Consider the following 22636-nt stretch of genomic DNA (forward strand, 5'->3'; position numbering starts at 1 on the left):
ATGTCCTTGCGCCTCAACGTCAATGGTGAAGACCGGTCTTCGGCCGCCGAGCCGCTGACGCCGCTTGTCGATGTGCTGAGGGACGAATTCCATCTGACCGGGGCGAAAATTGTCTGCCGCGAGGGCTTCTGCGGCGCCTGCACCGTATTGCTGGACGGGCGTCCGGTGATGTCCTGTCTTGTGCCTGTGGGGCTGGCGGCGGACTGCGAGGTGCGCACGGTCGAGTCGCTGGCGACGGACGGCATCCTGTCGCCATTGCAGCAGGCGATGGAAGAGCACGATGCGGTGCAATGCGGAATGTGTTTTCCCGGCATGCTGATGAGCCTGTCCAGCTTTCTCGAGCGCGTGCCGAATCCAAGCCGCGACGACATAAGGGCAGCCCTTGCCGGAAACATCTGCCGCTGCACCGGATATGAGCGCATCGTCGACGCGGCCTTGTCAGTGGTCCGGGCCGCATGAGTTGAGGGAGCAGGAAGCCGTGTCGGAAACCTCAACCGCGACCATGAACTTTCCGAGGCGCGATGCCCGTGACAAGCTGCAGGGCCGCACGCGCTATACCGTCGACCAGGGACGCCCCGGCATGCTTCACGCCGTGCAGCTGCGCGCCGAGGTGCCGTCGGCCCGGATCGTGCGCATCGACACGTCCGTGGCGCGCAAGATGCCCGGCGTGCGGGCGATCGTGACGGCCGAGGATTCGCCCGCCCGCCACGGCATAGGCATCGCCGACCATCCCTTGTTCGCGACCGGCCGCATCCGCTACGACGGCGAGCCGATCGCGGCTGTCGCCGCAGAGACCTTGGCGCAGGCCAAGGCCGCCGCGGCGGCGATCGTCGTCGAACTGGAAGCCTTGCCGGCGGTGATCACCGTGGCGGACGCGCTGGCGCCGGATGCGCCGCTGGTCCATCCCGACTGGCGCAACTACGAGGTGCTGCTGGAAGGCGGCGCGCATGCCGGCAATGTGGCCTGGGAGGCAACAGTCGTGCGCGGCGACACCGACGCGGCGTTTGCGCGCGACGATGTCGAGATCGTCGACTCCTGCTTCCGGATCGGCCGGCAGAACCATTTGTCCTTCGAGCCGCGCGCGGTGGTCGCGTCCTACGAAGACGGACGGTTCCATATCGAGACCTCGACCCAGGTCCCGTGGACCGTCCGCAACGTCACCGCGCGCCTCGTCGGTGTGCCGGCGTCGCATGTTCGCGTCACCGTGCCGGCGGTTGGCGGTGGATTCGGTCTCAAATTCGACTGCTCGCTCGAGCCCTTCGCAGCCCTTCTGGCGCGCGCCGCGGGACGGCCGGTCAAGCTCGTCAATTCGCGCGAGGAGGAGATGCTGACCTGCCTCTCCCGCGAAAATGCCGAGATCCGCATCCGCTCGGCCGTGACCAGACAAGGCGAGATCCTCGGGCGCGAGGCCGTGGTGCTGATGGATTGCGGCGCCTATGGCGGCGAACAGATTTTCCTCACGACCATGACCGCGCACACGCTGGGCGGCAACTACCGGCTCGGCTCGGTGAAGATCTCGACCCGCGCCATCTACACCAACACCGCCCCGAACGGTGCGTTCCGCGCCTGCAACGGCGTTTACAACACCTTCGCCCTGGAGCGGCATACGGATGAGATCTGCGCCGCCATCGGCATGGACCCCCTGGAGTTTCGCCGGCGCAATGTGCTGGGCGACAGGGACCTTGGCGCGACCGGGCAGGTGTTCGAAGGCGATGTTCTCAGGCCAATGCTCGATCGCATGGCCGAATTGCGCGAGGCCAAGCCGTCGAAAAAACATCTGGCGGGAGAGAGGCTGTATGGGCGGGCCACGACGGTCGGCACCTGGTTCATCTTCGTTGGTCCGTCGGCGGCAACCGTCAACCTCAACCCGGACGGCAGCGCGACACTGGTGACCTCCGGCGTCGAGATCGGCTCGGGCTCGATGATGCAGTCGCTGCCGCAGATCGTCGCCAGCACGCTTGGCCTGCGGCCGCAAGACGTCGTCGTGCGCACCGCCGACACGGATGCCGGCGGTTTCGATCTCGGTGTCGGCGGCGGCAGGACCACCGTCTCGCTTGGCGCCGCCAGCCTTGCCGCCGCCGTCGAGGTCCGCAAGAAGCTGCTGCACGTCGCCTCGGACATGCTGGAGGCCTCCGCCGAGGATCTCCTTCTCGAAAACGGGCGTGTCGAGATTCTTGGCGTCAAGGGATCCGGAACGACGATCGAAAGGGTCGCCGAGCGCGCGCAGCGAGCGACAGGTCCGATCTCGGGAAGCGGCGCCTTCACCGGGCCTGGCGTGGCGGCGATGCCGGGCTGCGCGGCCGGCCACTTTATCGACGCCATCGACATCCCGGTCTTTGCGGTGCATGACTGCGAAGTGGCCGTCGACCCCGAAACCGGACATGTCGAGGTGTTGAGTTACACGGTCGTCCAGGATGTCGGGCGAGCCCTCAATCCCCGCGCTATCTACGGACAGATACAGGGCGGCGTCGTGCAGGGCCTGGGCTACGCCTTGCACGAGGAGATCTCCATCGGCGCCAATGGCCGCATATGCCAGGCCGGCCTGGAGAGCTACCGGGTGCCGCTCGCGCAGGATGTGGTGCCGGTCGAGATCAGCCTGTACGAAGGGGCGCCCTCGATCGGGCCGCTGGGCACGAAGGGAGCCGGCGAGGTTCCCATCCTCAACGTCGCCGCGGCAATCGCCTGCGCCGTTTCGAACGCCACCGGTCGACGCGTCCAGGAGATACCGCTGACGCCGCCGCGCGTCCTGGAATTGCTACTCGGCAACAACCAGCCTCTGGATTTCCCGCACATTGCCGACACATGGCGCGACAATGTGATTGCGGCGGGGGATTGAACAGCCAGTCCGATTATCTGGAACCGGCCCCTGCCCTGACTGGATGGCGCTGGCGGGCATATGCCACGCAGGCGTCCACCGTGCTGACGCAGAGCCCATCGCGGTGATTCGGCAGATTGTTGTCGCCCGCATAGGCGACCTCGGCGACACGGCCGTCGACCATTCGAATTTGCGTGTTGCAGTAGCCGCCGGGGTTGACATTGAGGGATCCTCCAACCGTCGGGATCGCACCCACGGCCAAGGTTGGAATCACGACGTTGAGATTGCCGCGTTGAACGGTGCGCTGATAGGTCCAGATCTGGCTTGATCCGCCCGCATCGGCGGTGGCAGACGGAAAGCCGGCGCACATTCGAACGTCCGCCTCGCTGAGACCGACCATCTCCTTGCGGGCCGCCGCCGTTGTTGCGTCTTCCTTCGAGATGTTCGACGTGTCGTCTGGGGCGACGCAGGAGGACAGGATGGAACTGCCGGCCAAGAGGACAAGAAGGACAAGCTTTCGCATGCGGGAAAATATCATACCGACTGTTGTGATTTGCGCTGGCCCCGAGAACCCTAGTTAGGCAAGCAGACAATCGAGTCAACCTGCACAACTTCACGATGTCGTTGTCGTGCCGCTGAGCGCATCGGCTGTACTGACGAAATTTGCCGCCGGCGTCGGGTATGTCGTCTCGCGTGCGGCTCAGGCTGCCCCGATGCCCACGGACTTGAAGCGTTGCCGGTATCTTTGCGGCGCCACGCCTACCGTGCGCTTGAACAGGCGACGGAAAGAGTTCGGATCATCATAGCCGACCGCCTGCGCGATATCGTCGATTGCCTGATTTGAGGTTTCCAGCATCTGCTTGGCTTCCTCCACGCGAAGCGTCTGCACGTAGTCGATCGGGGTGTACCCGGTCGCCGACTGGAATCGCCTTTTGAAGGTGCGGTCGGCGAGGCCAGAGCGCTTCGTCATCTCCGCGACCGGATTGGCAATGGCATAATTTTCCGAGATCCAGCCCTGGCTATCGGCAATCGACGCGTCCTCATGCTGCTTCGGGCGAACCATCGCGGCAAAGGGAAGCTGGCCTTCGCTGCGGTCGCCAAACAGAAAAATCTTGGCGATGCGCCGTGCCTCGGCATCGCCGCAGAAACGGGCAATCAGATAAAGCGACAAATCGGTCCAGGACGCCGAGCCGCCGCTCGTCACCACATCGTGCCCGTCGCCGGAGGGCACGATGACACGTTGAGGCTGCAGCCGGACGCCCGGATAGCACTCCCGGAAATATCGGGTCGCGCTCCAGTGCGAGGTGGCTTCGCGGCGTTCGAGCAGACCGGCTTCGGCCAATATCAGCGATCCGGTGCAGACCGAGCAGATGATCGCGCCACGCGCGTGCTGGTCCAGCATCCAGTGGATGGCCTCATCCCATCTGCCACTCAGATCGGGTTCCGGTTCCAGACTGAGGTCGCCGATGATGACGACATCCGAACGCAGGCTCTCGCCGAAGCTATGCTCGGAAAAAATCGTGGCGCCCAGGGTGGTGCGCACCGGCCCGACGCGGCTGCCGACGATCCGCGGCGCCATGCGGCGGCTTTGGGTCCGTTCGCCGGTCAGCATCTCCCATGCCGCTCCGACGCAGGTGAAGACCTCGTGCAGCCCGTAGGTCACGGCCGCCGAAACCTCGGGCACGACCACGAGGCTTACCGTCAGCTTTCGCGCATCATGGGACAGCGGCATGTCCGAGGTATTGGCACATATGACCCGTTTCTGTCGAGTCTGCGTCTAACGCCGCCCTGACAGGAGATGGCATGGGTTCACCCGGCAAGCGCCGACCTTCACAACCGCGCTCGCCGGAAACGGAGAACCGATGTTTGAGACAACACGCAGAAAGGTGCTCGGCGCGTCTATGATCGGCGCGGGCGGCATCCTGAACACATTCGGCTGCCGCGCAACCGCGGCCGGCCTCGCGCAGAAAGGACATGTCATGCTGGACAGGTTTCAGAACTTGCCACAGGGCATGATCGAGGCAGCGCAGTTCCCACTGATCGAGGCGATCCACGGGCGGCGGTCGCGCCGCTTTGCCCGCGGCGCCTCGATCCCGGACGGGCCGCTCAGCTACACATCGAAGCAGGCTCCGGCGCCGCTCGGCGCGCTGGAGCAGATGCTCCTGCTCACCACCGTCGCCGGCAACACCGGCTGGTCGAACTTGATCCCGCACAACCGCTTCTACAGCCCGAACATCCCGAACTATGCGGGCGCAGCCGGCGGCCGGAGCTTTCCGTCATCCGCCGGGTTTCACACTTCGGAGATTTTCTTCACTGATGACAACGGGGTTTACTTCCTCCCGACCCGCGACATGGGGGCCGTCGCCGCGCCGGACGGGGAGACGGATATGAACGACTATCTCGATGCGCACCGCTCGCGCATCATCAAGCTTGCCGATGGCCGCCTCAAAATCCCGCGCGTGCCGCATCATATGGAGATGCACAACGAATGGTGTGCAAACGTGCCCGGCAGCACGCTGATCGTTCCGGTGGCCGACCTCGCCCAGCACATGCTGCTCGTTCTGTGCTACCTCGTGCAAAACGGCGCCTGCATCCATGACGATGTCAACGGCCGTCCGGTGCCGGGGATCGACCGGTTCAAGGCGCTGGTGGATACCGAAAACCCGTTTCCGCTGAGTTATGTCGAACAGCTTGGGCTGACCGAGGTGACGGTCGAGACGTCGACGGCCTGCTATGCCGGTGCGCTGATGCTGCAGGCTCTCGGTCTTGGCGGGTGGATGTATGATGGGATCAACCCGTTCAGCGTGCTGGGCGCGAGCGGCGATCCCGAGGTGCCGGGACTGGGGTTCCGTTTCGACATGCTGGAAGGTCGCCCGCTGCCGCACGTGACCGGGCTCGAGGGTGTGTTCGAGGGACATTGCCCGCCGCATTTCGAAACCATGCGCGCCGCCGTCGAGAGCGTCGTGGCACGGAAATTCGGACCGGGCGGCCCGTTCAACGCGGGCACCGGCGGGCCGTACAAGAAAACCGAAACCATCCGGTCAAGCGGCGCCCCGATCGGCGAGGAATTCGTGGATTGCGTCACGACAATGGCGCAGTACATATTCGACACGTTCGGGCGTTTTCCGGCGACCGTGCCCGCGATCTTCAGCCTGATGTACCTGCAGGCGCACCAGTTGGACACCGGGTTTTACGATACGCACTTCGGACCCGGCGCCTATCTGCGCAGCCATGCCGCACACCAGCAGAACTGGGGCTGATCGGCAGGACATCAGACCCAAGCCCCCCTCGGGCCTGACCGGGGCGGGTATGGCGAGAGGGAGGATGGTCGTCTGCGCGTGGTAGTTGGGAGTGACCACATCGTCGAGGGCCTGCCCGATCCCATCGTCAGGGACGGTATGATCGCGGTGATCGACCGGCCTGGAATGGGCGTGGGCATCATCCCGAACGGGAAGATGCAGACTTTTTCGGCTGATCTTGATCCCGCAGTATTCGGGGTCTTGTTTATTTCGGTGAAATACAGGAGCACTTGATGATCGAGGGGCGGACTGATTCGGAGCTCATTCATGCGCGGAGTGCAGGCAGCATTCGCTGCAATGATACTGATCGCTTCAGTCACTCCAGGCCTCGCTGAAAATAGTTCCCCTTTCATCTATTTTGCAACCGAAGATCCTTTCGCTGCCGGGCAGCCGACGAAGAACGACATCTATGTTTTTGGCGGCGTCTTCACGACCGGTTCCTTCGGAGACACGATCAACGTCTTCGGGACCGACTATACGGACAGCTACATGGTCGGTGCCGCATACGGCCGCGACTTCACCGACATTGGCGCCGGTTTCGTCCTTGGCGGCGTGACCGGGGCCGCCATAAGGTTTGGCGACGACGACGATACGTCCGGAGAATTTTGGGCCGGCGTGCGGCTTCGCCATCAGGGTCTTGTCATCGGGGATCTGGCGATTGCGCCCGCGCTGACGGCTGGATTGAGTGCCGTTACAGGCCCTACCGAGATCGAGCGCGCTCGCGAAATCCGTTACGACGGCGATGCGTCATTCCTCGGTTTCGTCGGAGCAGAGCTTTCTTTCAGGGTCAGGCAAGCTCCCAATGTCGAGCTTGTCTACCAACTCCATCACAGATCCGGCGCCGATGGTACATTTGGAAATATGAATGAGGGTTCCAATGCGAACGTTCTTGGAATCCGTTATCGCTTCTGAAGGCGCGGCGCGGTCGGATTATCCTATCCGGCCCTGACGATGCGAAATCCTTCGAGCTCCGCCACGATCGGCAGGCCCTTCCATCGCTCTATGTCGTGCAGGACGATCAGCTGTCCGAGATCGCCGCCGATCTCGGTGTTGATGCGGTCGATGGTCTTCAGCTGCTCCCAGACGCTTCCGACGGCATTGTTCAGCGGCGCGTAGACGCCGTCATGCTTGTGTCCGGTGATCTGCCGGCTCGAATAAACACAATCGCCGGAGATGACCAGTCTGCCCCGTGCGGACTGGACGATGACGAACTGCTGTCCGATCGTGTGGCCGCTTCCCAGCCGGACATGGACGCCCGGCAGCACATCATCCTTGTCGCCGTCGATCAGCGAGACACGGTGTTCGACCGATGCATCGAGGGCGGCGCGCAACGTGTCCGGATCGATGATGGCGGTGAGATAGCCGAAGCGGGGAGGCAATGCGATCGCCTCGTACCAGGAGAGCAACTCGCTTTTCTGGATGTGGAGATTGGCATTCGGGAACTCGGCGATCGATCCCATGTGATCGAAATGCGCATGGGTGACGAAAATGTCGGTGATCGCGCCGGGTCCAATGCCAAGCTCGGCCAGCATGCGAACTGGCGAGATCCAGTTGGGAATGTCGAATTTCAACGAGAAGGCAGTGCTCGATTCCTGGATGAACCCGGTGTCGACCAGCACGTTGCGGTCGCCACGCTTCAAAAAGACAAAGGAAAAGGGCAGATTGACCTTGCCATCGTCATACATGCCGGCGACGAGATCCACCCAGGGCTGCTGGTTCGACCGGGCGAATTCGACAACGTAAACCTCCCAATGCGTGTCTTCGCTTGTCATCGCTTCCTCCTTCAGCGTTCCGCCAGCGAGCGGCCCAGGCTCGCCATGCCCACGGCAATGATCAGGATGGCGCCCTGCAGCACATATTGCGAGAAGGTCGGGGCGCCGAAAATGTTTAGGCCGTTGAAGCCGAAAGCGATGATGAGGGCGCCGACCAGCGTGCCGAGCACATGGAATTCGCCGTCACGCAGCGTCGCCGAGCCAAGGAACACCGCCGCGAAGGCTGTGAGCAGGTAGGAGTCGGCGGCACTTGCCGTGCCGCTGCCGAGCCGCGAGGCAAGCAGTATCCCGGTGAGTGCGGCGCACATTCCCGAGATGACGAAGCCGAGGATCTTGATGCGGTCGACATTCACCCCGGCAAGGCGGGCGGCCACGGCATTGCCGCCCACGGCCTGAATCTCCTGGCCGAGCGGTGTCCGCTCGACCAGGACCCAGAGCCCGCCGAGAACGAGGATCATGGCGATGATGTTGTTGGGAATACCGAACAGCCAGCGGCCAAGGGAAAGCTGGAGGAATGCCTCCGGCACGCCCGCCACGATGGGAACGCCGGCGGAATAGGCGAAGGCCAAGCCGGTCAGGATAGTTCCGACGCCCAGCGTCGCGATGACGGAATTGACCTTGACCTTGGTGACGATGAAGCCGTTGACGAGACCGATCGCCGCGCCCAATGCGATGACGATGACCACCGCAATCGGGATCGGCAGCTTGTCGTGGACGACAAGGCCGGTGATCAGAATGCCGTGCAGGCTGGCGGCGAAGCCTATGGACAGGTCGAGTTCGCCAACGACCACGGCAAGCGTCAGCCCGCCCGCAATGATCATGGCCAGCGAGGCCTGGTTCAGCACATTGGTGAAATTGCCCAAGGTGGGAAAGGCTGCAGGCGACAGGATCGAAAATGTGACGATCATCGCCAGCAGTCCGATGATCGTGCCATAGCGGGCAAAAATACCGAGTGCCGCCTTGGCGCCGGGCGACAGACGCCGGGCGCTTATCGCAACGTCGCTCATGCGGGATGATCCTCCATCAGGGCTTCCGGTTCGACATAACTTGCTTCGACGATCGCCTTTCGCGACACGGCCTGACCGGTCAGTTCGCGAACAATGCGGCCTTCCGCCATCACCAGAACACGGTCGCACAGGTCAGGCAGCTCGTCCGGTTCCGACGAAATCACCAGAACCGCCACTCCGGAATCGGCTTGCTGGCGGATCAGCCGGTGGATCTCGGCGCGCGCCCCGATATCGACGCCTCGCGTCGGCTCGTCGAGGATCAGCACCTTCGGTGCGCGCTGGAGCCAGCGGCCGATCGCAACCTTCTGCTGATTGCCGCCGCTGAGACGGCCAACGGGCGTGCTTGCGCTTCGCGCCTTTATCGACAGGGAGCGGATCGTCTCGCCGGCCATCGACGTGCGGGCGCCGCGGTTCATCAGCGGCAGGTATCGGCCAAGAGCAATCTTGTCGAGATTGGCGATGCCTAGATTGAAGGCGATGCTCTTGGAGAGAAAAAGCGCTTCCGCCCTGCGCTCCTCCGGGACCAGTCCGAGCCCGGCCTGGACAGCCGCCGCGGGGGAGGCGGGGGCATAGGGCCGGCCCATCAGCGTCATCTCGCCGCTGTCCGGCCGCTCCGCTCCGAAGAGCAGCCGGGCGAGTTCCGTACGCCCGGCGCCGACAAGGCCGCCGATGCCCAGCACTTCGCCGGCGTGAAGCCGAAGGCTGACGCCGCGGACGTTCGGCGCCCGCGCCAGGGTTTTGGCTTCCATCACGACATCGCCGCGCTGCCGTGTCGTGGCTGTCCTTTGAGGATCTCGAATTGCGCCGCCGACGATTGCCTCGACCAGCGCAGGGCGGTTGAGCGCGTCTCCGGCGAGCTCGGCCACGGAGCGGCCGTCGCGAAAGACCGTCACGCGCGTGCACAGGCTCAGGATCTCGTCCAGCCGGTGCGAGATGTAGAGCACCGCCACCCCTGACGCGGAAAGATCGCGCACGATGGCAAAGAGCCGTTCCGCTTCACTGGCGGCAAGCGAGGCCGTCGGCTCATCCATGACGATCAGCCGCGCCTTGCGCACCAAAGCGCGGCAAATGTTGATCAGCCATATCTCGGCCGTCGAAAGGCCCTTCACGCTGGCGTTGAGCGGGGCCGATATGCCGACGCGCCTGGCGATGGGTGCTACGTCGCGCGCGATCGCACGCCAATCGGTCAGCCCGAAGCGCGTTTTCTTGGGAACGCCCAGCATGATGTTCTGAAGCACGGTCATGCCCGGCACAAAGGCAAGCTCCTGGTGAATGAAACTCATGCCGAGCTCGGTCGCCCGCTGCGGTGTGCCGATCTCCTGGCTGTGGCCGTCGAGCTCGAGACGACCGGCGTCGGGGTGGTTCAGTCCGGCAAGGATACGGATGAAGGTCGACTTGCCCGCGCCGTTGGCGCCGACAAGACCATGGATTTCACCTGGCGCGATGTCGAGCGATACGCCCTTCAGCGCCTGCGTGCCGCCGAAGGCCTTTGCGATATCGCGCGCGACCAGGAATGGGGTTGCCATTTCATCGGCGCCGCCTGGCTGTGGCGCACCCCTTGTCAACGTCGCCTCCAAACCAGATCCTACTTTATGGCTTCCGGATGATCCTTGAGAAAGGCATCCGCAGTGTCCTTGGTCACCAGAACCGCCGGAACCTCGGCCGCCTTGGCTTGCCAGGCGCCGCCCGCATCCTTGATGTCCTTCAACATCTTGACCATGTTGTAGCCTTCGGTGAAGCTGTCCTGCCAGGCCGTCGCGGTCATGAAGCCGTTCTTGATGTTCTCCAGCGCCTGCGCGTTGCCATTGATGCCGTAGACGAGGACGTCGTCGCGTCCCTGGGCGCGCAGCGAGCCGATGGCGCCGATCGCCGGGTCGTCCCAGCATCCCCAGATCGCCAGGTTCTCCTTGCCGGCAGGATGCGAAGCCAGCCAGGCATTGGCGTATTGGGCGCCGTCCTCGAAGTAGCCGGGAATGCGCACCTCGTTCTTGGTGACGGTGATCTCGGGGTGTTTGGCGACGATCTCGTCCATCACGACTTCGCGGTTGCGGCAGACTTCGCCGGTCCGGTAGGTGAGGGCCAGGATCGAACCCTTGCCACCCATCTTCTCGACCATGAGATCGACGACCGGTATCGCCATCGGGCCGCCCGAGCCGTTCGTGGCGGCAACGGTCGAGCCAAGCCCGCCGCCCCAGGTAACCACAGGTATTCCAGCGTCGCCCGCGGCGGCCAGACCGGCGCCGATCGACGAATAGGGAAATACCATGTCGATGATCGCATGCGCCTTGAGCTGCGCGAAATTCTGGATCGCCGCGTTCGCCTGGTCGGCACTGCCGGCGGCATCCACGACATTGGTCTTCCAGCCAAGCTCGTCGGCGGCCTTCGTGGCGCCCTGGATGTAGCGGACATTGTTGGCTTCCGTGGCGCTGATGGACACGATGCCAAGAAGCGGCTTGTCCTGCGCGGCAGCGCCAGCCGTCACGAGCGAGAGCGCTCCGGCGGCGATGATGCAAACTAGATTTCTCATGGTTTTCCTCCCTTCACCTGATTTGCCGCAAGAGCCTCTTGGCAGCAAACCGTTTCGCCAACGTCACGCAAAATGCGCCCCAATGCAAGCGTGAATCCGCTGGACACAGCCATAAAACTAAACCAGACTTCAGCGAAACGATTAGCTATCAGGGCAAAATGGCCACCATCAAAGACGTTGCCAGGAGGGCAGGAGTGTCGACCGCGACGGTCTCGGCCGTCATGAACGATAGTGCTTTCGTCAGCCCCGAGCTGAGGGCTCGCGTCGTCACCGCCATTCGCGAGCTGCGCTACGAACCGTCGCTGGCCGCCCGCAATCTGCGTCGCAGCCGCAGCCAGTTGATCGCCCTTGCGGTGGCCGATCTCTCGAACCCGTTCTACGCACGCATCGTCTGGTCGGCGGAGGCGGCCGTCGCGGCGTGGGGCTATTCGCTCGTTCTGTTCAACAGCGATGAAAAGCCCGATACGGAACGGCGCATCCTGTCGCGAATTCGCACTCTTGGTTGCGACGGAATGGTCCTGGTACCGGTGGGCGCGGCAAATCAATATCAGCAACACGAGTTCGATGGCATCGCGACCGTTCTTCTGGGGCGGTCGATCGAAGGCAACAATGCCGATACGGTGACCATCGACAATCGGGAAGCCGGCAGACAGGCGGCCGACTACCTGCTCGACCTAGGGCATCGCCGCATAGGCTCGATCACCGGCCCGATGCAGCTGTCAACCAGCAAGGGCAGGCTTGACGGCATGATCGATGCGATGGCCGCGCGCGGGCTTGCGCCGCAGCCCGGTCATATCAGGTCCGGCGAATTTCGCGAAGAAGCCGCCTATTCGGTCGCTCGCGACATGATGGGTTCGCCCGACCGCCCGACGGCGATCTATGTCGCGAACGGCGTTATGGCGATCGGCGTGATGCGCGCCGTTGCCGATCTTGGCCTGCGCTGTCCGCAGGACATCTCTATCGCCTCGACGGATACGGTGGCGGGCGCCGGCGGCTTGAAGCCGCGACTGACAAGAACGGAGCATCCCATCGCCGACATGACCAACGAAGCGCTGCGCCTGCTCGTCGATCGCATCGAGGACAGGGTATCGGAGCCGGTGCGCAGCATCGTTTTCCAGCCGGCTTTGATCGTCGGGGAAAGTTGCATGCCGCTGCGCGAGAATGCCGGTTGACGGTTTTCCCGTCGTGAGCCACGGGATGTCGGTCGCAGCTCGTTGGCGCTCCGCGCGAAGGCCCTAAAATCAAACGCTTTCGAGGTAAGTCTCGAGCTCGAAGTCGCTGACATTGAGCGCGAACGTATTCAACTCCTGGCGCTTACAGGCGATGAAGGAGTCGCGCAGGACGGCCGGAAATATCGCCGCCACATGCGCCCCGCCCTCGAAGCTGGCGATCGCGGAGGCCCAGTCAGGCGGCAGCTTGGCCGGCTGAAGTCCTTGCCCGTCTCTGCCGGCTGGATCGCCAGGCGACAATTGCCTTTCGATGCCGATGAGCGCGGCGCCGAGGATCGCCGCAAGCACGAGGTACGGATTGGCGTCGGCGCCGGCGACGCGATGCTCGATGCGGCGAGCGCCGGTCGGTCCGCCGGGGATGCGGATCGCCACCATGCGGTTCTCATAGCCCCAGGCAACCGCGGTCGGCGCATAGGACCTGGGGCGCAGCCTGCGGTAGGAATTGAAGTGCGGCGCGAACACCAGCGTGCTTTCGGCCATCGCGGCGAGCAGGCCGCCGACGGCATGGCGCATGATGTCCGAACCCTGGTCGCTGCCGTCGTCGAAGACATTGCGGCCTTCGGCGTCGGTCAGGCTGAAATGGACGTGAAAGCCGTTGCCGGCACGGTCGCCATAGGGCTTCGCCATGAAGCAGGCGGCAAAGCCGTGCTTGCGGGCGATGCCCTTGACGGTGCGCTTGAACAGGACGGCGTCGTCGGCGGCGCGCAAGGCGTCGGCGACATGGTCCAGATTGATCTCGAACTGGCCGACGCCGTTCTCGGCGATCGCGGTATCGACGGGAATGCCTTGCATGCGGCAGGCGTCGTAGACATCGTGGATGAAGGCTTCGAAGTCGTCGATCTCGTCGATCGACAGGGCAGCGTCGGAATCGAGACGACGCCCGGTTACCGGCGAGACAGGCCCGATCGGCCGCTGCGATTGCGGGTCGACCAGGTAGAACTCCAGTTCCGTAGCGGTGACAGGGGTGAGGCCCAGAGCCTTGTAGCGATCGAGGATCCGGGCCAGCGCCCGCCGCGGGTCACCCAGGAACGGCGCGCCGGTTTCATCGGCCAGCCAGAGCGGGACAAGTGCTGTCGGATGCGCCGTCCAGTTCACCGGCAGGATGCCGCGTCCGGTCCACTGGCACAGGCCGTCGGCGTCGCCGGTGCCGAAAACCAGCGTGTTGCCCTCGATATCCTCGCCCCAGATGTCGAGCCCGACCAGCGAATAGGGCATGCGCAGCTTGCCCTCCAGCGCTTTGCGTGCCTGCTCGACCGGGATGCGCTTGCCGCGCATGATGCCGTTGAGATCGCACACCGCTGCTCGCAGGCTTTGGATGTCGTCCCTGCTTTCAAGCCACTTCAACACGTCCGCGATTGCATCGCCCAATTTCAACCCTGGTTTTCCGAGGTGCCGTAGCCCTGGCCGGTTACGATATCTCTATAGCTTGTGAATTTCTGAAAACCGCTCTGGCTTGCCGCCAGAGGATTTTCTTTATTTTTTCAATTCACTAGCTGGGATATCGGGAGGCATTCAAGACCAATTGCGCGATTTGCGATCGCAGTATAGCGGCAGGGCTGGGTAAAGCCAAGCGGCATCTGAGCCACCGTCATTGCCGCGTCTCGGGGAAGTTGACGTGCTGCAAAAGATGCGTTGCGCCGTCGTCTATGTCGCGCACGATGGCGGCGCGGGCGCGCACCCCGTCCTGGGCTTCGATCGCGGCGACGGCTTCCTCGTGGTAATCGATGTCGAGAATGGCGGCGAGATTGTCCTCGAAACCCATGGCCAGGTTCCTGAGAAACGGGCCGACCTGCATCCACACCGTCTCGATCAGAAAGATCATCTGCTCATTGCCGCAGTGGCGATAGATCGAGAATTTGAAGTTGTAGTTCTTCCGCAGATAGTCGTCGATGTCGCCCTTGCGGGCTGCCAGGGTCAGCTCGGTGCAATGGCGGCGGATCGCGCGCAGATTGTTGCCATTGATCAGCGCCGCGGCAAGCTCCGTCGCGGAGCCTTCGAGGATCGTTCGCACGGCGGTCAACTGCGAGAATCTTTCGGCCGAGATGATCGGCACCTCCACGCTGCCGTTCGGCATCGGGCTCAGCGCGCGCAGCGCCTGCAGCCGCATGAAGGCGCTGCGCACCGGCATGTCGCTGGTGCCCAGTTCCTTGGCGAGCTTGCGCGAGGTCAGCTTCTGGCCGGGCGCGAACTGTCCCGACATCAATGCCCTGACGAGTTCCAGATAGACTTTCTCATGCAGGGGCACAGTGTCGACGGCGGTCAACCCGAAATGCGTTTTGTCGGCCATTGGCGGTGCGCTACTTCATTCGTTCTGAAATCTACGGAGCTGGCTACCTGGAAATGTTGGCTGGCCGAACAAGGCGTAAGCGCCGAAGTCAGCGATTTTTCAAGCACATGATAGACGCTTCGAGCGCAGCGCCGCAAGCCGCGTCGTCGTCGCTATTTCGGTGGCGCGCCGGGTTGGACGCTCTAGGGGCGATCTTCAGTGGCGCGTCGTTTTCATCCGGATTGGGGACAGGAGCCTCGTCGGGAAGTCTGTCCGGGTCCGGCTCACGCACCGGCTTCGGTTCGGGAAACGGCGGCGGCGTGGGCGCGGGAGTGGGCGTTGGTTCGGGAGTGGGAAGAATGGCCATGGTGTGATTTCCTTCCGCTGGCTGCACTGTGCCTTGGCGGGTCATCGACGTCGGGCGGGATTTTGGCGCCACCCCTTTTTCGACCGGTTTCGCTCTACGGGCCGATGCACGCAGAACGACCACGCGTGCCGATGGTTCCGATGGGGCCTTCAGCGATCCCGCCGACATCAGGCGAGCCAGGACGGCGCCATCAGAAAAGTGATCGAATAGTCCGCGCACAAAGGCCTTGTCGGCCTCGTGGGGCGCCATAATTTCCATTTCAGGTGGGGCGAACTCACCTGCTGAAAGGGTGGAGCGAACTCACCTGCTGAATAGGAGGCGGCCGTGAAACACCAAACACTTGACCAACTGCATGCCGTTGCCGACGTTCACGCTGAAGCAACAGACCTCGTGGCGACTCGAAGCCAGCGTCTCGAACGTTGGGCGAAACTGCTGGAACAAAATCCCGATCGGCGTCTCGAAGCGCTGACGGGCACCGAATACAAGTCTCCCGAGATACGCGAAAAAATGCGCGACAACGATTCACCTCTCACCGTTGCCTTCGAGGATCCGATTTTTCGCGCGCAAGGCTTGAAAGATGACACTTACGGCGAAGCCAGGCGCTTCTTCGAACTGACGGACTGGCAGCTGCACGAAATCGTTTGTCATTGCCATGTCGGCGCCACGATACGAGCGAGGTGGGCTGCCTCTCGCGTCCGTGCCGCAAAGTCCGAAAGGTTCGGCTTCTTCGCTTGGCTGCGTGGAACATTCATGCATTGACGTGGCGGGCATTAACGTAGCGGGTATAGGCGCTACGGGCCGGCAGTTCGGAAGATGGAGGCTGCGGGCGACACGATTTCCACGCCTCGCATCAATGGGCGTTGATGACGGATATGCCGTTTTGCGGCGATCCGCCATCGGCGAAAACTCGATACCATCGGCATGGGTGGATTCAGTCGGCGGGCGCGGTGTAGCGGCGACGGACCGCTTCGGCCATGGCGGTGCGACTTTTATGCGGATCAAGGCTATCGTCGTCCTCGATGACAGCCGCTTCCTCGGCAAGTCCCTTGTCCTTGACCTTGTTGCGGAACCAGGCCGGTGCTCCCAGGTGCGGTCGTCGATTCCCTCGGCGATTTGCAGGAACATCATGAGATTTTGCGCTTTCAGGTTGAGCGCGCCGTCAGTGCCGCGGAAATAGAAACTGTTGTCGCCAAGATCACCCTCGGCATATTTGCGCGAATGACGCTTGCGTTCCTGCCGGGGACGCTCGACCGAGATCGGCCTTGCGGGTTCGCCTGCCGACCGGTTCCAATACAGGACCTTGTTCTCCGGTGGCGGCACTACGCCCTCCGGCACATCCTCGGCCACCGCGGCACAGAAGCTTTCGACAACCTTGTCGGATTCCGGGCCGAGAGCCAGCACCGTGTCGACGCCCGCCAGCACGTCCCGCGAAACCAGATCGGGATGAACCGTGATCAGAATGGTCGCCGAAAGGCTTTTTGGCAGCGCAAAAGATGTGCCGTCGCGCGCGTGCGGCAGCAGGTGGTGCGCCTCGTCGATGATCAGCCAGTGCGGGCGTCCGGTGCGGGCGCGAAGCGCGGCAAGCTCCGGCAACAGCTTGGCGAAGGCGTTTGGCCGCTCCCCGGTCTTGATCCCGAGCATGTTGACGGCGACATTGTTGGACGGCTTGGACAAAAGATCGAAGATTTCGCGCGAGTTCGGCGGGCTCTTGGCGTCGCCGACCACCAGCACGTCCTCCAGCTCCTCGTAGTCGCCCTCCGGGTCGAGCACGCAAAACTGGAAGCCTTGCTCGACGAAGCGTTCGGTCAGAGCGGTGGCGAGGGTGGATTTTCCGATCCCCGACGTGCCGGTCAGCAGGATACTGCCGCCGCGCGGCGAAAGATGCATCACTGCGCCCGATCCGTCGTCCGCGCCAATTTCGATGCGTTGCCGCGCCGTGTCCAGCATGGCGGCGTCCTGCGAGATGAGGGCCTCGATCAACTCTCTGACGCCCGCGCCGCGCGCACCATTCGTCACGTGATCCGCCGTCTCCCTTACCGTCGGCAGTGCATTGGCAACCGCAACGCCGACGCCGACGGCGCGCAGAAAGGCATGATCGTTCTCCGCATCGCCGATGCCGACGACATTATGGGCGGACAATTGCAGATCCTCCAGGGCAGCGGCCAGACCGGTCGCCTTGTTGACCCCGCTTGGCAGCACCATGACGGCGCCCTTTATTGAAGATGATCTCCAGCTCCAGGCCAAGGTCCCTGATCACTTCCAGCATGATGGTCTCGTTAGGCTCCCTGGTGGCGACGACGGAACGTCCCATCGACAGGGGCGTGACCTTGCGCATCATCAGCCTGTCTACGAATTCCGCCGGAGGGGCAGGCGCCAGGATCCGCACCTTCTTCGAAGCCGGCGTGTAGACGAGCGCGCCGTTTTCGGCGACGACCTTGTCGAAAATGCCAAGCTCCGGGAAAACGCCTTCGAGGTCGGCCAGCTCGCGACCGGTCACCATTATCAACTTGCGGCCGGTTTCCTTCAACCGCTCGAGCGCGGCACGGGTCGCATCGGAAACGATCCCGTTTTCCGCGAGTGTGCCATCGTAGTCAGTGGCTAGGGCTAAAGCATACGTCGAACCGTTATCGGCCGTCCTAAGCCGACCTGAGATGCTTTCTCGCCGAGCTGAGCGAAAAGCCATCTGCTCCGGTGACTTCCATTGGCCGAACCCCATCATCGCTTGTCATGGCTGATTGGGCCCAACGGCGCTGGCTGCCGATTTGTTCCCGGCGGCGGAAGGCAAGAGCAGCGGAAGCGTGGCTTTTGGTTGAGCATCGGATTTTCCCAAAACCGGTGCCCGCTTTCTAGCCGATGATCCTGAATCCGTTCGGCTCCTGGCCGGGATCGACGTCTTGAGACGTCACAGCGGAGACCGACGCCCCGTTCGGCCCTTTCCAGAGCCGGTCCATCATCGTCGAAACCGCGCCTTCGGCGCCGACGATCAGTGCCGTTACGGATCCGTCATCCTCGTTGCGAACCCATCCGGACAGGCCGAGCTTCTCGGCCTCGATCCGCGTCCACACGCGAAAAGAGACGCCTTGCACCCTTCCACTGAGCCTGACGCGTATCGCCTTGCGCTCGTCCTCCATGGTCACCTCCGTGCCGATGGTTTTTCATACCTTCAACTCGCCGGCGGCGAAAAAGGCTCCACCATCGCATTTTTTGACGGTTTCGGCCGCCTCGCAGTCCGATGGAGAGGCCCGTTTGCATGACGCCGGCAACGGAACCATGCGGCGGCGGCCTTGTTTAAGAACGGACAGTTGCAGGTTGCGGGGTCTCGGAGCCACGGTTTCATGACCAATCATTCTACACCGGAAGGCGCCATCCCGGCATCCGTTCCGACGATCGATGCAAAAGCGGAGCCGACGCTTCAGCACGCCGAGGCCGAGGTGTTCTACACCGCGGCGATCCGCGAACTCGCCGCGACGGACATCCCCTTTCTTGTCGCCGGCACCTACGCGGTGAGCGCCTATACGGGCGTCACACGCCGGACGAAGGATCTAGACATTTTCTGCAAGGCCGGCGACTACGCCCGCATCCTCGCGCATTTCAAGCAGGCCGGTTATGCGGTCGAGATCTTGGATGACCGGTGGATCGGCAAGGTCTTCAAGGGCACGCATTTCTTTGACGTCATATTCGCATCGGCGAACGGCACCATGCCCGTCAGCGACCAGTGGCTGGAGCACGCACGGCAAATTGATTTGCTGGGCAGCCGGGTGCGGATCGTCGGTCCGACGGAACTTATCTGGTCCAAGTGTTTCATCCAGGACAGAGGCCGCCATGACGGCGCCGACGTCGCCCATACGATCCTCAAGGCGCAAGATCAAATCGACTGGCACCGGCTGCTTTCCTATCTGGAAGTCCACTGGGAGGTGCTGTTGATGCAGCTTTTGAATTTCCGATGGATCTATCCGAGCGAGCGCGATCATGTTCCCGCCTGGCTGCTCGACGAATTGCTCGACCGTCTCGCCAAGCAGAGGGAGTTGCCTACGCCCCGGATGAAGATCTGCCGCGGACGACTGCTTTCGCCGACCGACTATGAGATCGACGTGAAGGAATGGGGCTTTGCCGGCGTCGGCGGAACGGGGGAATTCCGCGATGGCTGAGAATGGCAAAGCCGCCATGGCGAGGACCGGAAGAGACCGCACAGTCAAGATTGCGGCCGTCGGCGACCTGCATGTGCAGGAGGACGCCCAGGGCTCCTGCCGCGATCTCTTCGGCGAGGTCTCGCGCGAAGCAGACATTCTCGTGCTCACCGGCGACCTCACCAATCTCGGCAAGCCTCGCGAGGCCGAAGTCCTTGCGGAGGATTTACGCGCCTGCGCAATCCCGGTCGTCGCCGTGCTCGGCAATCACGATTATGAATCCGGCGCGGTCGGCGAGGTAAGCGCCATTCTTCGGCAGGCGGGCGTCCATCTTCTCGACGGCCAGACGACCGAAATCAAGGAGGTCGGCTTTGTCGGCGTGAAGGGTTTCATCGGCGGTTTTGGATCGCGCATGCTCGGCTCCTTCGGCGAGCCGGCGATCAAGGCCATGGTTGCCGAAAGCGTCAGCGAATCGATGCGGCTCGAAAACGCAATGCGGCAGGTCCGCGCCAAACGTACGCTCGTCGTCCTGCACTACGCTCCGGTCGTCGAGACGGTCGCTGGCGAGCCGTTGGAGATTTTTCCATTCCTCGGCTCGTCGCGCCTGGCGGAGACGATCGATCGGTTCAAGGTCAGCGCCGTGGTGCATGGCCACGCGCATCGCGGCGTCTATGAAGGTCGCACGCCCGGCGGCGCGCCGGTGTTTAACGTCGCCATGCACGTGGCGAAGCCTACCGGCCGTCCCTACGCCTTGCTCGAAATCTGAAACACCCTGCGCGTCGTCAGAGCGGGACGCGTTTCAAGTTGAACTAAGAAACACCGCTCTATCTATTTGTTTTAGAAGCGTTTCTGCGACACCAAGTGATTCCACTTGGCTGTAAAATGCGCTAACGGTCGATCTCGCCGAACACGATATCGAGCGACCCGATGATCGCGGCGACATCGGCGATCATGTGCCCCCTCGACAGAAAATCCATCGCCTGCAGGTGGGCAAAGGACGGCGCGCGGATCTTGCATCGATACGGAGTATTGCCGCCGTTTGAAACCAGATAGACGCCGAATTCGCCCTTCGGCGCTTCCACGGCTGCGTAGACTTCTCCTTTGGGCACGCGATGCCCTTCGGTATAAAGTTTGAAATGGTGGATGGTCGCTTCCATCGAGCGTTTCATCGTCGCCCGCGGCGGCGGGGTGATCTTCTGGTTCGGGATGGCGACCGGCCCCCGGCCTTCCGGCGACCGCAATTTCTCCAGGCATTGCCTCATGATCCTGACCGACTGGCGCATCTCCTCCATGCGGACGAGATAGCGGTCATAGCAGTCGCCGTTCTTGCCGACGGGGATGTCGAAATCCATCTCGGGGTAGCATTCATATGGCTGCGCCTTGCGCAGGTCCCACGCCGCACCCGATCCGCGCACCATCACGCCGGAAAAGCCCCAGGCCCAGGCGTCGTCCTGCCCGATCACACCGATATCGACATTGCGCTGCTTGAAGATGCGGTTGCCGGTGAGCAATTCGTCGAGGTCGTCGCAGACCTTGAGGAACGGATCGCAGAAAGCCCAGATGTCGTCGAGGAGCTTCGCAGGCAGGTCCTGGTGCACGCCGCCGACCCTGAAATAATTCGCATGCATGCGGGCGCCGGACGCGCGCTCGTAGAAGACCATCAGCTTTTCGCGCTCGGCGAAACCCCAGAGCGGCGGAGTCAGCGCGCCGATGTCCATGGCCTGTGTCGTGACGTTGAGGAGATGCGACAAGAGCCGGCCGATTTCGCAAAAGAGAACGCGGATGAGCTGTCCGCGCCTGGGAACCGAGATTTCGAGCAGCTTCTCGGCGGCGAGGCAGAACGCATGCTCCTGGTTCATCGGTGCGACATAGTCGAGCCGGTCGAAATAGGGCAGGGCCTGCAGATAGTTCTTGTGCTCGATGAGTTTTTCGGTGCCGCGGTGGAGCAGGCCGATATGGGGATCGGCGCGATCGACGATCTCGCCGTCCAGTTCCAGCACCAGCCGCAGGACGCCGTGGGCAGACGGATGCTGCGGCCCGAAGTTGAGGGTGAAATTGCGAACTGCGGCTTCGCCCATGACGGTGCTCCGCTGTACTGGGTTTTTGCAGCCGAAGCCGGTGCTCCCGGACTGCCGATCAAGTCGTCGTCTGGATGATCAGCGTCAGCGTGCCGTCGCCGTCGACGTTGGCAGCGACAACCTGCGAGGAATCAAGCCCGTTCGCCGCCAGCGCCGACGCCGCCTGTGGCGACGCATCGATCGAGCTCTGCAGGGTAAGCAGATCTTCAACGCTGGTCTGAGTGATCACGGCCTCGGCTTGAGTCTTGAGTTCCGGGGGCAAGTCCTCGAGGGCGATGATCGCAATGCCGGTGAAGTTCTGGTCGGTGAAACCTTGATCGGGCATGGCCTGGTCAGGCTGCGGCAGGGTTGGATCGGGCAGGGCTTCCGGAGCCGGGGGCGCGATCTGGGGAAGCTGCGGGTCGCCGGGCTGCGCGTGAATCGGCTGCGCGAGGGCCAACCCCGAAAGGGCGGCAATTGTCGTCAACATGCGCATGATCTTTCCTTCCGTTTGCGCGAGGAGGACCACTCGGTGACCACTCAACCATTGTACCGGATTATGGTTCCCGGTCCGTCACATTGGTGATGGCTCTGTCCGGACCCGTCGCGCGCGGTGGAAAGATGGAACGATTCCGACAGGCGCTCATTCTTCCTCGATCACACCTTGATCGCAGGATCGGCGGGGCGCTGCACCTCGAGGAGAAAATCATGAGAATCAGCGAGTGCATGACACAGAATGTTCAGGTCGCCAGTCCGGACCAATCCTTGCAAGATGCCGCACGAGCCATGGCCGATCTTGACGCCGGTGTTCTGCCCGTCGGCGAGAATGACCGGCTGGTCGGGATGATCACGGACCGCGACATTGCCGTCCGCGGGATCGCGGAGGGCAAAGGCCCCGACGCCAAGATCAGGGACGTCATGAGCGCCGAGGTACGATGCTGCTTTGACGACCAGGAAGTCGACGATGTCCTTCAGCACATGGGCAATCTCAAACTGCGGCGACTGCCGGTGATCAGCCGCGACCGGCGGTTGGTTGGCATAGTCTCGCTCGGCGATCTCGCAGCGAATGGCGAGGCAGCCTGGGCCGGTGAAGCGCTGGGCGGCATTTCGCAGCCGGGCGGCGACCATTCGCAGACGACGCATTGATGCGTCCTATGCGAGCTTGGCGCG

Annotated in this window: 22 protein-coding genes and 1 pseudogene; 10 read left to right on the forward strand and 13 right to left on the reverse strand. The window is 63.0% G+C overall.

The window, feature by feature from the left end; genetic code table 11:
- Complete coding sequence (locus AC0NID_RS15995) at positions 1-459, forward strand: (2Fe-2S)-binding protein (protein WP_473453784.1); 459 nt, start codon at positions 1-3, stop codon at positions 457-459.
- A gap of 19 nt (positions 460-478) precedes the next feature.
- Positions 479-2836, forward strand: coding sequence for a xanthine dehydrogenase family protein molybdopterin-binding subunit (locus AC0NID_RS16000; RefSeq protein ID WP_473453783.1), 2358 nt, complete (start codon positions 479-481; stop codon positions 2834-2836).
- Positions 2837-2849: 13 nt separating this feature from the next.
- On the opposite strand, the gene AC0NID_RS16005 is transcribed toward AC0NID_RS16000, so the two are convergent.
- Together AC0NID_RS16005 and AC0NID_RS16010 are read right to left on the reverse strand one after the other, a co-directional pair.
- Positions 2850-3338, reverse strand: coding sequence for a hypothetical protein (locus AC0NID_RS16005; RefSeq protein WP_473453782.1), 489 nt, complete (start codon positions 3336-3338; stop codon positions 2850-2852).
- Between the two features lie 177 nt (positions 3339-3515).
- Complete coding sequence (locus tag AC0NID_RS16010; RefSeq protein ID WP_473453781.1) at positions 3516-4547, reverse strand: GlxA family transcriptional regulator; 1032 nt, start codon at positions 4545-4547, stop codon at positions 3516-3518.
- A gap of 130 nt (positions 4548-4677) precedes the next feature.
- On the opposite strand from AC0NID_RS16010, the gene AC0NID_RS16015 reads away from it, so the two are divergent.
- The 3 genes from AC0NID_RS16015 to AC0NID_RS16025 all read left to right on the forward strand — a co-directional run bounded on the left by AC0NID_RS16015 (position 4678) and on the right by AC0NID_RS16025 (position 7026).
- Complete coding sequence (locus AC0NID_RS16015; RefSeq protein ID WP_473453780.1) at positions 4678-6075, forward strand: hypothetical protein; 1398 nt, start codon at positions 4678-4680, stop codon at positions 6073-6075.
- A gap of 78 nt (positions 6076-6153) precedes the next feature.
- Positions 6154-6348 (forward strand): hypothetical protein, encoded by a 195-nt coding sequence (locus AC0NID_RS16020; protein WP_473453779.1) that lies wholly within the window; start codon positions 6154-6156, stop codon positions 6346-6348.
- Positions 6349-6381: 33 nt separating this feature from the next.
- Positions 6382-7026: a hypothetical protein gene (locus AC0NID_RS16025; protein ID WP_473453778.1), complete on the forward strand. Its 645-nt coding sequence runs from the start codon at positions 6382-6384 to the stop codon at positions 7024-7026.
- Between the two features lie 23 nt (positions 7027-7049).
- On the opposite strand, the gene AC0NID_RS16030 is transcribed toward AC0NID_RS16025, so the two are convergent.
- The 4 genes from AC0NID_RS16030 to AC0NID_RS16045 are packed head-to-tail and all read right to left on the reverse strand — an operon-like array spanning position 7050 to position 11420.
- Positions 7050-7886 (reverse strand): MBL fold metallo-hydrolase, encoded by an 837-nt coding sequence (locus tag AC0NID_RS16030; protein WP_473453777.1) that lies wholly within the window; start codon positions 7884-7886, stop codon positions 7050-7052.
- Positions 7887-7897: 11 nt separating this feature from the next.
- A complete protein-coding gene (locus tag AC0NID_RS16035; protein WP_473453776.1) occupies positions 7898-8893 on the reverse strand; it encodes an ABC transporter permease in 996 nt (331 codons plus the stop codon).
- Positions 8890-10419 (reverse strand): sugar ABC transporter ATP-binding protein, encoded by a 1530-nt coding sequence (locus AC0NID_RS16040; protein ID WP_473453775.1) that lies wholly within the window; start codon positions 10417-10419, stop codon positions 8890-8892. The genes AC0NID_RS16035 and AC0NID_RS16040 overlap by 4 nt, the downstream gene beginning before the upstream one ends.
- A gap of 59 nt (positions 10420-10478) precedes the next feature.
- Entirely contained in the window at positions 10479-11420 is a 942-nt protein-coding gene (locus AC0NID_RS16045; RefSeq protein ID WP_473453774.1) for a sugar ABC transporter substrate-binding protein, read from the reverse strand.
- A gap of 194 nt (positions 11421-11614) precedes the next feature.
- On the opposite strand from AC0NID_RS16045, the gene AC0NID_RS16050 reads away from it, so the two are divergent.
- Positions 11615-12592, forward strand: a complete 978-nt coding sequence (locus AC0NID_RS16050; protein ID WP_474033452.1) for a LacI family DNA-binding transcriptional regulator — start codon at positions 11615-11617, stop codon at positions 12590-12592.
- Between the two features lie 69 nt (positions 12593-12661).
- On the opposite strand, the gene AC0NID_RS16055 is transcribed toward AC0NID_RS16050, so the two are convergent.
- From AC0NID_RS16055 to AC0NID_RS16065, 3 genes are all read right to left on the reverse strand, one after another.
- Positions 12662-14017, reverse strand: a complete 1356-nt coding sequence (locus AC0NID_RS16055) for a glutamine synthetase family protein (protein WP_473454039.1) — start codon at positions 14015-14017, stop codon at positions 12662-12664.
- A 220-nt stretch (positions 14018-14237) separates the two neighbouring features.
- Positions 14238-14936: a GntR family transcriptional regulator gene (locus AC0NID_RS16060; RefSeq protein ID WP_473453772.1), complete on the reverse strand. Its 699-nt coding sequence runs from the start codon at positions 14934-14936 to the stop codon at positions 14238-14240.
- Between the two features lie 88 nt (positions 14937-15024).
- Positions 15025-15540, reverse strand: a complete 516-nt coding sequence (locus AC0NID_RS16065) for a hypothetical protein (protein WP_473454056.1) — start codon at positions 15538-15540, stop codon at positions 15025-15027.
- 66 nt (positions 15541-15606) lie between these two features.
- Here AC0NID_RS16065 and AC0NID_RS16070 point away from each other — a divergent pair, with 66 nt between their 5' ends.
- Complete coding sequence (locus AC0NID_RS16070; RefSeq protein ID WP_145716894.1) at positions 15607-16041, forward strand: hypothetical protein; 435 nt, start codon at positions 15607-15609, stop codon at positions 16039-16041.
- Between the two features lie 172 nt (positions 16042-16213).
- On the opposite strand, the pseudogene AC0NID_RS16075 reads toward AC0NID_RS16070, so the two are convergent.
- Together AC0NID_RS16075 and AC0NID_RS16080 are read right to left on the reverse strand one after the other, a co-directional pair.
- Positions 16214-17935: pseudogene (locus AC0NID_RS16075) on the reverse strand (HAD-IIB family hydrolase).
- Between the two features lie 193 nt (positions 17936-18128).
- Entirely contained in the window at positions 18129-18413 is a 285-nt protein-coding gene (locus AC0NID_RS16080; RefSeq protein ID WP_473453771.1) for an acylphosphatase, read from the reverse strand.
- Between the two features lie 204 nt (positions 18414-18617).
- Here AC0NID_RS16080 and AC0NID_RS16085 point away from each other — a divergent pair, with 204 nt between their 5' ends.
- Positions 18618-19430: a hypothetical protein gene (locus AC0NID_RS16085; protein WP_473453770.1), complete on the forward strand. Its 813-nt coding sequence runs from the start codon at positions 18618-18620 to the stop codon at positions 19428-19430.
- On the forward strand, positions 19423-20175 hold the full coding sequence (locus AC0NID_RS16090; RefSeq protein ID WP_473453769.1) for a metallophosphoesterase family protein: 753 nt from the start codon (positions 19423-19425) through the stop codon (positions 20173-20175). Before AC0NID_RS16085 ends, AC0NID_RS16090 begins: the two co-directional genes overlap by 8 nt.
- 121 nt (positions 20176-20296) lie before the next feature.
- Here the strand turns inward: AC0NID_RS16090 and AC0NID_RS16095 are convergent, their stop codons facing one another.
- Both AC0NID_RS16095 and AC0NID_RS16100 read right to left on the reverse strand, forming a co-directional pair.
- Entirely contained in the window at positions 20297-21487 is a 1191-nt protein-coding gene (locus tag AC0NID_RS16095; RefSeq protein WP_473453768.1) for an NADH-quinone oxidoreductase subunit D, read from the reverse strand.
- Between the two features lie 58 nt (positions 21488-21545).
- Positions 21546-21962: a hypothetical protein gene (locus AC0NID_RS16100; RefSeq protein ID WP_473453767.1), complete on the reverse strand. Its 417-nt coding sequence runs from the start codon at positions 21960-21962 to the stop codon at positions 21546-21548.
- A gap of 212 nt (positions 21963-22174) precedes the next feature.
- Here AC0NID_RS16100 and AC0NID_RS16105 point away from each other — a divergent pair, with 212 nt between their 5' ends.
- On the forward strand, positions 22175-22612 hold the full coding sequence (locus tag AC0NID_RS16105) for a CBS domain-containing protein (RefSeq protein WP_473453766.1): 438 nt from the start codon (positions 22175-22177) through the stop codon (positions 22610-22612).
- Positions 22613-22636 lie beyond the last annotated feature (24 nt).

This window comes from Mesorhizobium sp. WSM4821, assembly GCF_055901555.1.